The sequence below is a fragment of the Haloarcula sp. Atlit-7R genome (assembly GCF_003666065.1).
In the GTDB taxonomy this organism is placed as follows: Archaea; Halobacteriota; Halobacteria; order Halobacteriales; family Haloarculaceae; genus Haloarcula; species Haloarcula taiwanensis.
Map to the genome: position 1 here is coordinate 273,499 of NZ_QXIK01000001.1, position 12,385 is coordinate 285,883.

Sequence of the window (12,385 nt, forward strand, 5' to 3'; positions counted from 1 at the left end):
GACTGTGGCCCGAGATTCCGACGGCGACGCGGCTGGTGCTGGCAGTGACGACAGCGAAGAGGCGACAGAGACAGCGAGTCGTCCGTCCGGCGAGCAAGGCCGGAGCGTCCGGACTACTATCGAGCGCCGGGGGGTCGTCGGACTCGCAGCCGCCACCATCGCGCTGTTGCTCGGCATCTTCTACTACCCGGTGGCAACGGTGTTCGTCGACAGCGTTCTCGTCGACGGCCGCTGGACGGGGCGGGTGTTCGTCTCGATACTGCAGGACCCGTTCTACTTCGGAGAGCCCGCGCGGTTGCTCGCCGGCGAGCCAGTCGGAGCCGTCATCGAGAGCGTCCGCTCACCGGACCGACGGCTGGGCGTCATCGGCTTCACGGCGTATCAGGCGGCGCTGTCGACGGTCGCCAGCGTCGCACTCGGTCTTCCGGCGGCGTATCTGCTGGCCCGCTACGAGTTCCCCGGACGGCGGACACTCCGGTCGCTAACGATCCTCCCATTCGTGCTCCCGTCGATAATGGTTGCCGTCGGCTTCGTCGCGACGTTCGGCCGGAACGGGACGCTCAACGCTGTGCTCGGCGCGCTCGGTCTGGGACAGGTGAATCTCCTGTTCACGCTGGAGGCCGTTGTCATCGCTCACGCGTTCTACAACGCGCCGCTGGTGGCGCGGGTGACGACCGCCGCCTGGGAGTCGGTCGACGCCAGCGCAGTCGAGACCGCTCGGAGCCTCGGCGCGAGTCCCCGTCGGGCGTTCCGCGACGTGGTCGCCCCGCAGCTGTACCCGTCGGTGCTGATGGGCGCGGCACTTACCTTCGTGTTCACCTTCTCGACATTCCCCATCGTGCTCGCGCTGGGCGGGTTCCAGCTGGCGACCGTCGAGGTGTTCGTCTACCGACTCATCCGCGACCTGGAGTACGCCGAAGCGGCTGCGCTCGCGCTCATCGAACTCGGCATCTCACTGGGGTTGCTGTACGCATATCTTCGGTACGAGGCCAGACACACCGTTCAGTCGCGAGGGATTCGGCCGCTCCCTCGGCGGCCGCTGACGCCGCCGTCGCTTGCGGTTCGTGAACTGCTCCCCAGACTGGGCCTCGCCGTCTACGCCGTCGTCGCGCTGGCGGTGTTCGTCGCGCCGATAGCGAGCATGATTCTGGCCAGCTTCAGCGGGCCGGAGGGGGTGACGCTGGCGAACTATCAGTTCCTCCTCGACCGCCAGACGACCGGCGCGTCGTTCCAGGTCCAGCCGTGGGACGCCGTCCGGAACTCGCTGCTGTTCGGCGTCGCCTCCCTCGCCGTTGCCCTGCCGATGGGCGTCGTCGTGGCCGTCCTCACAACACGGGACTACCGCGGCCGAAAGCTCGTCGACACGGTCGCGATGGCGCCGCTCGCCATATCGGGCATCGTCGTCGGCCTCGGCCTGCTCCGGGGCCTCGTCTTCGGTTTCGAAATCGGCGGCACCCGTCTCGCCGTCGGTGGCGGTCTCGCTATCATCGCCGCCCACGCCGTCGCTGGCTACCCGTTCGTCGTTCGGACGGTCGCGCCCGGCCTCGAAAGCATCGACCACACGCTGGTCGAATCGGCCCGCGCGCTCGGCGCGCCGCGTGCCAGAGCGCTGCTGGACATCGAACTGCCGCTCGTGTGGCCAGCCGTTATCGCTGGGGCCGCCTTCGCGTTCGCTATCTCTATCGGGGAGTTCTCGGCGACGATTGTGCTTGCCTCGGGGACGAACCAGTTCACGATGCCAATCGCCATCGAGCGGTTCATCGGTCGCCGCCTCGGCCCCGCGACAGCGATGGGTGTCGTTTTGCTCGTGGTTACCAGCGCGAGCTTCCTGCTCATCGACCGGCTGGGAGGTGACGACGTTGGGTTCTAAGGGACCCCGATCAGACAGTGCTGCCGTGAACCGGACTGCCCCGCCGGCGGTCGAACTCGACGGCGTCACCAGACGCTACGGCGAGACGACCGCCGTCTCCGACCTCTCGCTGTCGATTCAGGACGGCGAGTTCTTCACGCTGGTCGGTCCCTCCGGCTGTGGGAAAACGACGACACTCCGGCTTATCGCCGGGTTCGAAGACCCCACACAGGGCGAAGTCCGATTCGGCGGCACGTCAGCCACCGGCGTCCCGCCGGAGGACCGCGACGTGGGCGTCGTCTTCCAGAATTACGCACTGTTCCCGCACATGACCGTCGGGGAGAACATCGCTTACGGACTCTCCTTCACCGACCCGCCGGGCGGCGGCAGCGACGAGGCCCGGGTGCGTGAGCTGCTTGAACTGGTGGACCTCGGCGGGATGGCTGACCGGGACCCCGACACGCTGTCCGGCGGTCAGCAACAGCGAGTAGCGATGGCCCGCGCACTGGCTCCCGGCCCCGACGTGCTCTTGCTCGATGAGCCGATGAGCGCCCTCGATGCGAAGCTCCGGGAACGGTTGCGTGTGCAGGTTCGCGAGATTCAGCAGGAGCTGGGTATTACGACGATTTATGTCACCCACGACCAGGAGGAGGCCCTGGCCGTGTCCGACCGCGTGGCAGTCATGCGCGACGGGACACCGGAACAGGTCGCGCCACCGCGGACCATCTACCGCGAGCCGGCGACTGAGTTCGTCGCCACCTTTGTCGGCGACAACAACGTTCTCAGTGGTGCGGTAACCGCGGTGCGGTCGACCGATGACGTCGGCGAGTCTGGTGCTGAGAGTGGCCAACCCATCGCGGACGTGACGGTCGACGGGACGACGCTTGTAGTTGCTCTGGAAGGTGACGGCGACCCGGCGACGGTCTCGTCCGGGGACCAACTCACGTTCTGCGTTCGGCCGGAGCGGCTTGCTGTCGACGCCGACCGAAACGCGCTGACGGCGACCGTCACGAGCGCGGAGTTCCTCGGGGAGACCACGCGTGTGCACCTCGACTGGAAGGGCCGAGAACTCCTGTTGCGAGCCGAAGACCCGCCGACCGGCACCGTGACTGTCGGTTTTGCCCCGACAGACACCCACATCGTCGACAGGCAGTCGTAAGCTACCAATCCACACGCCGGCACCGGAATGAAGTCTGTTTTAACCCACCTGTGGCTATCGCCGATATCAGTATGACACGCGGTGCCGTCGCAACTGTTCGAAACGGGCGTATCGGAGCGTCTCGACAGGGCTGGCGGGAAGCACCGGTTCCAGACCAGAGCCACGCCAGAGTCCTGCCGGATAGGCGCGACGGGGGGCGGTGATGGTCGAGTTCGAACCCCGGCTTTTCGACGATATCGACCCATCTGAGCGCCCGTCGCTGGGTGCTGCGCTCGTGCCGATTGCGGGAATGATCGTGTTCCTCAGCGTGGGTCTCATTGCCTTCGACCTCGACCCACAGTTCCCGCTTTTCTGGGGGATTGCCTTCACCGGCTTGTTCGCCCGGTACCATCTCGGGCTCTCGTGGGCTGAGCTGTACGATGGCATTGCCAGTAGCCTGCTCATGGGCATGAAAGTAATTCTCATCATGTTCACCGTGTATGCACTCATCGCGTCGTGGATTCAGGCGGGCACGATTCCCAGCTTGATGTACTTCGGGCTGGAGCTGTTCACACCAATCGTGTTTCTCCCGGTCGCGGCGATCCTCGCCGCGATAATCTCCTTCGCCGTTGGCTCCTCGTGGACGACGGCCGGGACGCTCGGGGTCGCGCTCATCGGTATCGGGTCGGGCCTGGGAATTTCCGAGCCGATGACTGCCGGCGCGATTCTCAGCGGGGCATACACGGGAGACAAGCAGTCTCCGCTCTCGGATACGACGAACCTGGCCGCCGCAGTGACAGACACGGACCTGTACGAACACATCAACGCGATGCGGGCCGGCACGCTCGTCGCGTTCACGATTGCCGTCCTCCTGTACGCCGGCCTCGGACTGCGGGCCGCTGGGGCCATTCCCTCGGACCGCGTTGCGTCCATTCAGGCGGCCATTGAAACCACGTACGTCGTCTCGCCGCTCGTATTTTTGCCGGTCGTCGTGACCTTTGGACTTGCGCTGCGTGGCATCCCCGCCCTGCCGACGCTCGGAACAGGCGTCTTCGCGGGCGTCGGGACCGCGATGCTCGTGCAGGGAACCGGATTCGGCGCTGCCTGGTCGGCGGCACAGTCCGGGACGGCCCCAGAAACAGGCATGGAACTCGTGAACGGACTCCTAGAGAGCGGCGGGCTGACCGGCGGCGCGTGGATTGTGACGATTGCGATTGCTGCGCTCGCGCTGGGCGGGTTGCTCGAACGGGCCGGTGTGCTGGCGGTCCTTTCCCACCATCTCGGCCGACTCTGCCACAGCGTTGCGAGCCTCACGGGCGTGACCGCTGTGTCCGCCGTCTCGATGAATATCCTCGCGGCGGAACAGTACGTGAGTATCGTGGTCCCGGGGATGACGCTCGGGAATCTGTACAACGAACAGGGACTCGATAGTCAGAACCTCTCCCGGGCCATCGAAGCGTCGGGCACGACGACGAGTGCGCTTATTCCGTGGAGCAGCGGCGGGCTGTTCATGGCCGGCACGCTCGGGGTCCCGACGCTTGAATACGCACCGTACTACTTCTTTGGCTTCCTCTCGCCGCTCGTACTGCTGTTCATGGGGGTCACCGGCTGGCAGATTGTCTCTGCGGACCGAGCTGACGCCGACGAGACGGCCATGCAGTCCGGTGGCACTGGGTCGGTGACGGCTGGCGAGGACTAACGGCCCTGACCACCGACAGTAAGGGCAGGCTTCGGCGGCTCCGCGTGCGCGTGCGCGCGAAGCCCTGATAAGTGCACAGCCCTTACACGACATGATGACACCACAGAAGCCATCCGCTGACGGCGAGCAGGCTGCCGACGGTCGGGCGAGCGACGCAGGCCCGGCAGTCGACTACGAGACGGTGTCGGTTCCAGTGCTGGTCATCGGCGCTGGCGCTGCCGGGGCGCGGGTTGCCATCGGACTTGCCGAGAACGGTGTCGAGCCGCTGGTCATCGGCAAGCGGGACCACGGCGACGCCCACACGACGTGGGCGGCCGGCGGTATCAACGCCTCGCTGGGGTCGCTGGACCCCGAAGACGACTGGACCATCCATGCGGCGGATACGCTGGACGAAGGGCATTTCATCAACGATCCGAAAGCGGTCGAGCTAACCGCCAAGCACATGCCCGACCGCATCCGGGAACTCGACGACTGGGGGATGCCGTTCGACCGCACCGAAGACGGCAAGATAAATCAGCGGTACTTCGGCGCGCAGTCGTTCCGGCGGACCTGCTTCGTCGGCGACCGCACGGGCGAGGCGATGCTGGACACGCTCGTCGACAGGGCCCAGTCGCTCGAAATTCCCTACCGCGACAACGTGATGGTTACGCGCCTGCTCTCGGACGGCGACCGCGTCTACGGCGCGGCCGGCTACGACATGGAGAGCGGCGAGTTCATTCTCTTCGAATCGAACCACGTCGTCCTGGCGGCGGGTGGCTCCTCCGCACTGTACAACCGCCACTCCTCGCGCGACGAGGAGAACAACGGCGACGGCCCGGCGCTGGCGCTCGACGCCGGTGCGTCGCTGATGGACATGGAGTTCGTCCAGTTCCACCCGACGGGGATGGTCGGCGACCGCTACGGCGAGGACTGGGACGGCCGACTCGTCACCGAAGCGGTCCGCGGCGAGGGCGGTCGGTTGCTCAACGCCAAGGGCGAGCGGTTCATGGAGGAGTACTCCCCGGACCAGATGGAACTCGACGCGCGGGACGTGGTGGCCCGCGCCATCGCACAGGAACTCCGCGAAGGCCGTGGAACGGAGAACGGCGGCGTCTATCTGGATATCTCCCATCGTGACGACGAGTACATCAAATCGCGGCTCCCGCGGATGTACGAGCGGTTCATGGACCTCGGCGTCGACATCACAGAGAAGCCAATGGAAGTCGCGCCAACAGCCCACTATTCGATGGGTGGCGTCGATATCGACTTCGAGACCGGGGAAACCGGCGTTGGTGGACTCTACGCTGTCGGTGAGACAGTCGCAGGCGTTCACGGTGCGAACCGCCTCGGCGGGAACTCACTTGCGGAGACGGTCGCCATCGGAGCGCTCGTCGGCGACCACGTCGCGGCGCAGGTAACAGATGACGACCGCGACGACGCCCTGCCGGACGGACAGCGTGCCGTCGCCGAGCGCGAGTTCCGGTCGCTGCGGGAACTGGCAGCCTCGGACGGCGATGAGACTCCCGAACAACTCCTCGCGGACCTCGGCGACTTGCTGTGGGAGCATGCCGGCATCCTCCGCACCGAGGACTCGCTGTCGGCCGGGCTGGAGAAACTTCGGAACCTGCGCGAGCGGACGGGGGACATCGGCGTCGACGGCGACCGAACCAGCCTGTCGTTCGAACTCGCTGTCGACCTTTCGTTCAGCCTCACGGTCGCTGAGGCGTTGCTGTTGAGCGCGCGCGAGCGCGACGAGTCACGCGGCGCACACTACCGCACCGACGCCTCCGACGTGGACCCCGACTGGCGGAGAAACATCCTCGTGAACCGCGGCGACACCGGGCTCGAACTGACGACTCGCGGCGTCGGCGAGCCGAGCGACGAAGTCAGCGAGGCAGTCGATGTCGGCTACGAACTCGACTACCACCACCTCGAATAGGCCGGTCCGTTACGCAGTCTGTTCGCGATTGTTTTGTTAATCCCGGTAGGCGCAGTGGAAGCCGGCGACCTGCTGGTAGAACGTCGGAATCACGTCTGTTCTAAGGTCCGCATCAGGGTCGTCCGCGAACTCTTGACGCGTGAACTCGCGCGCGTCTTCGATGGCCGCGTCGACGTGCGGCGGAACTCCGGGTTCGTCAATCGTACCGATGTAGGCCCAAATGAACGCCGCCTCCAGCGTGTCGAAGAACTCCGGGGTCGGTTCGAACGTGGGTTCGCCGTCCGCCGCGATTCGGTTGTACGTCCGGCTGATGAGGACGCTGCCGTCCTTGAGGCCGTGATCGGCAAACGACTCCGTGGTCGTACACTCCTCGTCCTTGTCGTGGTCGCGTGCAGTATCGCTTGACATACGTTAACAGAGTGTCGGTAACTGAAAGTAATCAGCTGGAGTGTGTCCCGACACGGCACACTCCAGGTGGCTTTTTATGTCACCGAGATTCAAGACGGTCCCCGCCGACGCTCTATTCACTGTGGCACCGACTCGCCGGACCGTCCTCGCCAGCGGTGGTCCCGCACTCGGGAGTCTCACCGCCGTTTCAGGCTGTCTGGGTGCCGGCGACGCGGACGTGTCGTGTCCGCCCTCAGTCCCGACCGACGCGTCGCTGCGCATCGGCTTCGTCGGCGATGTCATGCTGGGCCGGAGCGTCGACGAACGCTGGCGCGATGCCCCCGACGGACCGACCGCCGTCTGGGGGTCGATGCTCGACCGGCTCCAGTCGCTCGATGGGCTGGTGGCGAACCTCGAATGCTGTCTCTCGGACCGTGGCGAACCGCGGCCCGGCCGTAGGTTCCACTTCCGAGCGAGCCCGGGATGGGCCGTACCCGCGCTAGACCGCGTCGGCGTCTCGTGTGTCGGACTGGCGAACAACCACCTGCTCGATTTCGGCCCGGCAGCGCTCGTGGACACGCCGACCCACCTCGCCGACGCTGGCATCGCCTCAGCCGGGGCTGGGGCCGGTAGAAAGACGGCATTCGAGCCAGCAACCGTCGAAATCGGCGGTCTCTCTGTCGCCGTCGTGGCCGTCACTGACCAGTCGCCCAGCTACGCCGCCGGACGGGACAGCCCCGGCACGGCCTACGCACCGCTTGACCCGAGCCACCCGCTGACTCGCCGCCGCGTCGGGAGCGCGCTGGCGGCGGCTCGCGACGCCGACCCGGACCTGCTCGTCGCCACTACCCACTGGGGACCAAACTGGGTGACAGAGCCAGCCGAAACACAGCAGGCGTTCGCCCGCTGGCTGATTGACAACGGGGCCGACGTGGTCCACGGCCACAGCGCCCACGTTATTCAGGGGATCGAGGTGTATCGCGGTCGCCCCATCATGTACGACACCGGCAACTTCGTCGACGACTACGCGGTCAAGGACGGCTATCGCAACGACCGGAGCTTCCTGTTCGAACTGCACATCGAGGCCGGGCAGCTGGCCGCGCTCGAACTCACGCCGGTCGAGAACGCGTACACGCAGGTCAGACGCGCCGACAGCGCGGTAGCGGCGTGGCTTCGTGAGACAGTACGAGAGCGCTCTCGGCCCTTCGGAACAGCTATCGACCGTATCGACCGTGCCGGCCGTAGACTCCGGATTCCGCTGTCGTGTCCGGCATAACATCTGTTGTGTGTTTCCGACTTGGTGCGGGTTCGGCTGCTACCTATCAACAGCCACAACCGCGGCCATTATTTCGTCGACGAGCCGTGGGCTGTACGTCCAGAGGCCCCGGAACGGGCCATCATCCGTTTCTTCGGCGACAAGCGCACACTTGTTCTGGTTGTCACCGGCAGCGTCGAATGCCAGCAACCACACCTGTTCGAGGGCGGTGCCTGTGAGCGGATGGAAGGTAATGCCGCAACTCGGCGGCTCCCAGTCGTCCTGTCCGTAGACGTGGATATCGAGGGTCGTGTCGCTGGCAAGCGTCTCATACCGGGCGCGCTGAGAGCGGAAGATCGACAGCGACTGGAAGCTCACTCGAAGGGTACCTTCCCCGACACGGTAGGCTCTGTCCTCGAACTCGTGGGACGTTTCAAGCAACTGTGCCGGCGTGAGCGATGATAGGAGTGTGTTCGCAAGCGCCGAGTAGAGAAGCTGTCTGCCCGGGTCACTGTCAGGCGGTCCGCTATCGCCGGAGCGGACCGTCGGCTTGCACAGAAATGCCTGCAGCGCGGTGAGGGGGATTGCCTCGGCGAACACGCCGTCCCGACGGATGACGGCAAACGCATCTTGCTGGCCGGTCGGGAGCCTCCGCCAAGTGGCGGTGAGACCCTGGCTTTCGAGACGCTCAACCACAGCGGTCGCTTCGGACGGGCCATACACAGTCACCGCTACGTCCGAGCGCTCGAACCGTCGAAGAAGCGTGCTGACTGTCATCGCCTCTCGTCAGTCTCCGCGGTCTGTCCCACCATCCAGATCGATTATCGTTGCAAGAATCTCGGTCGCTGAGGGCGGCAGCGACACCAGCGTCGCGGTCTGCTGGTCAGCATCGTAGCTAACAATGCCAGCGTCATCGAGAACCGAGAGGTGGCGGTGGTGGAGCGACGTGCGGGTATCGTCCCAGTTGCAGGCGTCGGTGGCTCGCCCACGCGCTTTCGTCCAGCCTATGACCACATCAGTGAGTTCCGCGAGCGAGGCCGAGTCGTGTTCGGTGAGGTAAGTGTATATCATCCGCCGGGGCTCGGCTGCCAGCGCCCGTAATAGCGTATCGAGTCGCTCGGACGTGAGTCCCGGCGTCTCCGCAGGCTGTTCGTGCTGATCCATGTCAAACAATCATCCACTCTCAGTATTAACGTCATTGGCCGCTGGGTAATCGCAGATGTGACGGAATCCATTTACGTGTCAGTGCCGTCTAAAACGTATGAACTACGAGTCCGCCCTACAGCGTGCGTATGACGTGCTACCAGACCAGCCCCGGGAAGCCGGTGAACGGCTCTCGATTCCGGACCCCGAAGGCCAAACTGACGGTGCGTTCACACGCCTGACAAACTTGGAGGCAGTCGCTGACGCCGTCTCGCGGGACGCCCAGCACCTCCACCGAGCCATCCAGCGCGAGTTCGGGACCAACGGCCAGTTCGACGGCGGCGAAGCCCGCTACAACGGTTCGTTCGACACTGCTGACTTCGAGGCCGCTATCGACGCGTACGTCGCCGAGTACGTCACCTGTTCCGAGTGTGGCCTGCCCGACACAGTCCTCAAGAACGAGGACGGCGTGGACATGCTGCGTTGTCAGGCATGTGGTGCGTTCCGCCCGGTCGCCAAGGGCGCGAGTTCGAACACCCAGCAGGACCGACCCACGCTCGAAGAGGGCGAGACCTACGAGGTCAAGATTACCGGCACGGGCCGCGAGGGCGACGGCGTCGCCGAGAAAGGGAAGTACACCATCTTCGTCTCCGGAGCGCGAGAAGGGCAGGTCGTCGACGCCTACATCGAGAGCATCAGCGGCACGCTGGCGTTCGGTCGCGTTCAGTAGACCGTTCACCGGACGGGAGACACCACAGAAAGCATTTATTTCGCCTGCTCAGTGCCGTAGTATGCTCGATAACCACGGCGAGGCGGGCCTGTACGCCGTCGCAGTACTAGCGCTCGCGCTCCGGAAACCCTGGAGCCGCTGGGTCGGCGTCGTCGCGTTCGGCGGTATCGCCGTCGTCCAGTTGCTCCCCCTCGTGACGGGCGCCACGTTCGCGATGCCACTCGCGGGCGTCCTCCTCGCTACCGGGTGTGCGCTGTACCTTCTGCTGGCGGGTGAAGCGTTCGAGACGGCTGACGACGCCCGGGCGCTGACCGAGGACACGAACCCCCACGAGTTCGTCCGGTGAAGCCCACTCAGTCGCCGTTCCAGAGATCCGTCGAGAGGTAGCGTTCGCCGGTGTCCGGCAGAACGACGACCACCGTCTCGTCGGGATTCTCGGTGGCGTACTCCGCGGCCGCGTGTAGCGCCGCGCCCGAGGAGATGCCGACCATGAGTCCCTCCTCGCTGGCGAGTCGGTGGGTCGCCTCGACGGATTCCACCTTGCTCGCGGTCCGCACCTCGTCGATGAGGTCACGCCGGAGAACGTCCGGAACAAACCCGGGCCCGATGCCCTGGATGTCGTGGCTGTCCGGGTCATCTGCCGAGAGCAGTTGCGACTGTTCCGGCTCGACGGCGACCGAGGTGAGGTCCGTACCGACCTCCTCCTCGATGTACTCCGAGATGCCGGTGATCGTCCCGCCGGTCCCGACACCGGCGACGACGGCGTCCACGTCACCGCCCGTATCCGACCAGATCTCCGGCCCCGTCGTCTCGCGGTGGGCGCGCGGGTTCGCCTCGTTCTCAAACTGCCGGGCGCGGACGGTGCCAGGGGCGTCTGCGAGTTCGTTCGCCCGCTCGATAGCGCCGCTCATTCCGTCGTCGGCCGGCGTGAGTTCGAGGTCTGCGCCCAGCCCCGACAGCAACTGCCGGCGCTCCTCGCTCATCGACTCTGGCATCGTCAGCACGCAGTCGTACCCCCGTGCAGCGCAGACAGCGGCCAGTCCGATACCGGTGTTACCGCTGGTCGCCTCGACGACCGTCCCGTCGTCGGCGAGAGCCCCGGACTCCGCGGCCGCCTCGACCATGTACAGCGCGATGCGGTCCTTCACCGAGTAGGGGTTTGCCGCTTCGACCTTCCCGAGTAGGTTGTCTGCGAAGCCGTCGAGACAGACCAGCGGCGTATCGCCGATAAGGTCGGTCACGCTGGCCGCGACAGTGCCGTCGTCATCTCGCTGGGCGTACGACTGCATACATCGGGAGAAGGCCAGTGGCCCCCGTAACGGAGTACCCAGAATACTGTGGGTTGAAGACATTCACTCGATTCCGAGTCTCCAGAAGCTTATGTCGGCCCCGTCCGATGTGTCCAGTAATGCCCGAGATTACCGTCTCAGAAGGCCTGTACCGACAGCTATCCGCCGCGGAAAATCAGGTCGACGAAGAGACGCTCTGGAAAATGCTGCACCAGTTCAAGCGCCAGAACACGCCGAGCGAGTAACGCCGTCATCACCCGGCCGGTTCGATGAGTTCCGGCGAGTCGTTGGCCGGACTGTTGACCGCTGACGAAACCGGATAGGTCTGCATGGGGGCGTCGTACGGGTCAAGCAGTGCCGATACGTCACCGGCGCTACCCCGGAGCCACGTCGACTCCTCATCGGGGTCGAGGATGACGGCCATCCGGTGATGGAGGTCAGCGACTGTTTCATTCGGTTCGGTCGTCACGATGGTAAACGACTCGACGATATCGTCTTCGCCGCCCGAATCGTCGCCGCTTGCACCAAACTCACATAGTCCGGCCTGGCGCTGTGGCGGCTCCCACCGCTCGTACAGCCCCGCCATCGCGAACAGGTCGTCGTCCGGCAGCGCCACGCGATACGGTTGCTTGCCGTCGCTCGTCTCGACCCACTCGTAGAACCCATCAGCGGGAACCAGACAGCGCCGGGACTCGTAGGCCTCAGCGAACGAGCGTTTTTTCGACAGGGTCTCGGCGCGGGCGTTGATGTGCCCGTGGTCCGTTCGGCTGTCTGCCCAGTTCGGAATCAGTCCCCACTCTAGCCGCTGGATGGTGCTGGGCGACTCGCCGGTGATGACTGGCAGGTCCTGACTCGGAGCGGCGTTGTATCGCGGCTCGTAGTCGAAGGAAAACTCGGCGTCGAACCGCGTCTCAATTTCCTCGCGGGGAGAGAACAAACTGTAGCGGCCACACATGACCTGCTTTTGGCGTTCCCAC

At 65.3% G+C, this 12,385-nt stretch carries 13 protein-coding genes; 8 read left to right on the forward strand and 5 right to left on the reverse strand.

Annotated features, from left to right (window positions below; genetic code table 11):
* The first annotated feature begins 4 nt into the window (after window positions 1-4).
* The 4 genes from D3D01_RS01385 (at window position 5) to D3D01_RS01400 (ending at window position 6,604) form a co-directional block, all read left to right on the forward strand.
* Complete coding sequence (locus D3D01_RS01385; protein WP_121511006.1) at window positions 5-1,870, forward strand: iron ABC transporter permease; 1,866 nt, start codon at window positions 5-7, stop codon at window positions 1,868-1,870.
* A 25-nt stretch (window positions 1,871-1,895) separates the two neighbouring features.
* Window positions 1,896-3,008 (forward strand): ABC transporter ATP-binding protein, encoded by a 1,113-nt coding sequence (locus D3D01_RS01390; protein ID WP_121511007.1) that lies wholly within the window; start codon window positions 1,896-1,898, stop codon window positions 3,006-3,008.
* Window positions 3,009-3,210: 202 nt separating this feature from the next.
* Window positions 3,211-4,686 (forward strand): Na+/H+ antiporter NhaC, encoded by a 1,476-nt coding sequence (gene nhaC, locus D3D01_RS01395; RefSeq protein ID WP_121511008.1) that lies wholly within the window; start codon window positions 3,211-3,213, stop codon window positions 4,684-4,686.
* Window positions 4,687-4,780: 94 nt separating this feature from the next.
* A complete protein-coding gene (locus D3D01_RS01400) occupies window positions 4,781-6,604 on the forward strand; it encodes an L-aspartate oxidase (RefSeq protein WP_121511009.1) in 1,824 nt (607 codons plus the stop codon).
* A 36-nt stretch (window positions 6,605-6,640) separates the two neighbouring features.
* Here D3D01_RS01400 and D3D01_RS01405 read toward each other — a convergent pair whose 3' ends face one another.
* Window positions 6,641-7,012, reverse strand: coding sequence for a hypothetical protein (locus D3D01_RS01405; protein WP_101349556.1), 372 nt, complete (start codon window positions 7,010-7,012; stop codon window positions 6,641-6,643).
* Between the two features lie 76 nt (window positions 7,013-7,088).
* Here D3D01_RS01405 and D3D01_RS01410 point away from each other — a divergent pair, with 76 nt between their 5' ends.
* Window positions 7,089-8,267 carry a CapA family protein gene (locus D3D01_RS01410; protein WP_232794522.1) on the forward strand — a complete coding sequence of 393 codons (1,179 nt, stop codon included), beginning with the start codon at window positions 7,089-7,091 and terminating at the stop codon, window positions 8,265-8,267.
* Window positions 8,268-8,306: 39 nt separating this feature from the next.
* On the opposite strand, the gene D3D01_RS01415 is transcribed toward D3D01_RS01410, so the two are convergent.
* Together D3D01_RS01415 and D3D01_RS01420 are read right to left on the reverse strand one after the other, a co-directional pair.
* On the reverse strand, window positions 8,307-9,023 hold the full coding sequence (locus D3D01_RS01415; protein ID WP_101349555.1) for a DICT sensory domain-containing protein: 717 nt from the start codon (window positions 9,021-9,023) through the stop codon (window positions 8,307-8,309).
* 9 nt (window positions 9,024-9,032) lie between these two features.
* Complete coding sequence (locus D3D01_RS01420; RefSeq protein WP_121511010.1) at window positions 9,033-9,410, reverse strand: transcriptional regulator; 378 nt, start codon at window positions 9,408-9,410, stop codon at window positions 9,033-9,035.
* A gap of 97 nt (window positions 9,411-9,507) precedes the next feature.
* Here D3D01_RS01420 and D3D01_RS01425 point away from each other — a divergent pair, with 97 nt between their 5' ends.
* Window positions 9,508-10,119 carry a translation initiation factor IF-2 subunit beta gene (locus tag D3D01_RS01425; protein ID WP_053968592.1) on the forward strand — a complete coding sequence of 204 codons (612 nt, stop codon included), beginning with the start codon at window positions 9,508-9,510 and terminating at the stop codon, window positions 10,117-10,119.
* Window positions 10,120-10,180: 61 nt separating this feature from the next.
* Window positions 10,181-10,465, forward strand: a complete 285-nt coding sequence (locus D3D01_RS01430; protein ID WP_101349553.1) for a hypothetical protein — start codon at window positions 10,181-10,183, stop codon at window positions 10,463-10,465.
* A gap of 7 nt (window positions 10,466-10,472) precedes the next feature.
* Here the strand turns inward: D3D01_RS01430 and cysK are convergent, their stop codons facing one another.
* Window positions 10,473-11,408 carry a cysteine synthase A gene (gene cysK / locus D3D01_RS01435; RefSeq protein ID WP_121511011.1) on the reverse strand — a complete coding sequence of 312 codons (936 nt, stop codon included), beginning with the start codon at window positions 11,406-11,408 and terminating at the stop codon, window positions 10,473-10,475.
* A gap of 119 nt (window positions 11,409-11,527) precedes the next feature.
* Here cysK and D3D01_RS24765 point away from each other — a divergent pair, with 119 nt between their 5' ends.
* On the forward strand, window positions 11,528-11,653 hold the full coding sequence (locus D3D01_RS24765; RefSeq protein ID WP_255410214.1) for a hypothetical protein: 126 nt from the start codon (window positions 11,528-11,530) through the stop codon (window positions 11,651-11,653).
* 8 nt (window positions 11,654-11,661) lie between these two features.
* Here D3D01_RS24765 and D3D01_RS01440 read toward each other — a convergent pair whose 3' ends face one another.
* Complete coding sequence (locus D3D01_RS01440; RefSeq protein ID WP_121511012.1) at window positions 11,662-12,363, reverse strand: SOS response-associated peptidase; 702 nt, start codon at window positions 12,361-12,363, stop codon at window positions 11,662-11,664.
* Between the last annotated feature and the right edge of the window lie 22 nt (window positions 12,364-12,385).

What these genes read in the sequence shown, in the direction of transcription:
- nhaC (WP_121511008.1), top strand. Translation starts at nt 3,211, where the DNA reads ATGGTCGAGTTCGAACCCCGGCTTTTCGACGATATCGACCCATCTGAG.
- D3D01_RS01400 (WP_121511009.1), top strand. Translation starts at nt 4,781, where the DNA reads ATGACACCACAGAAGCCATCCGCTGACGGCGAGCAGGCTGCCGACGGT.
- D3D01_RS01405 (WP_101349556.1), bottom strand. Translation starts at nt 7,012, where the DNA reads ATGTCAAGCGATACTGCACGCGACCACGACAAGGACGAGGAGTGTACG.
- D3D01_RS01410 (WP_232794522.1), top strand. Translation starts at nt 7,089, where the DNA reads ATGTCACCGAGATTCAAGACGGTCCCCGCCGACGCTCTATTCACTGTG.
- D3D01_RS01415 (WP_101349555.1), bottom strand. Translation starts at nt 9,023, where the DNA reads ATGACAGTCAGCACGCTTCTTCGACGGTTCGAGCGCTCGGACGTAGCG.
- D3D01_RS01420 (WP_121511010.1), bottom strand. Translation starts at nt 9,410, where the DNA reads ATGGATCAGCACGAACAGCCTGCGGAGACGCCGGGACTCACGTCCGAG.
- D3D01_RS01425 (WP_053968592.1), top strand. Translation starts at nt 9,508, where the DNA reads ATGAACTACGAGTCCGCCCTACAGCGTGCGTATGACGTGCTACCAGAC.
- D3D01_RS01430 (WP_101349553.1), top strand. Translation starts at nt 10,181, where the DNA reads ATGCTCGATAACCACGGCGAGGCGGGCCTGTACGCCGTCGCAGTACTA.
- cysK (WP_121511011.1), bottom strand. Translation starts at nt 11,408, where the DNA reads ATGCAGTCGTACGCCCAGCGAGATGACGACGGCACTGTCGCGGCCAGC.
- D3D01_RS24765 (WP_255410214.1), top strand. Translation starts at nt 11,528, where the DNA reads ATGCCCGAGATTACCGTCTCAGAAGGCCTGTACCGACAGCTATCCGCC.
- D3D01_RS01440 (WP_121511012.1), bottom strand. Translation starts at nt 12,363, where the DNA reads ATGTGTGGCCGCTACAGTTTGTTCTCTCCCCGCGAGGAAATTGAGACG.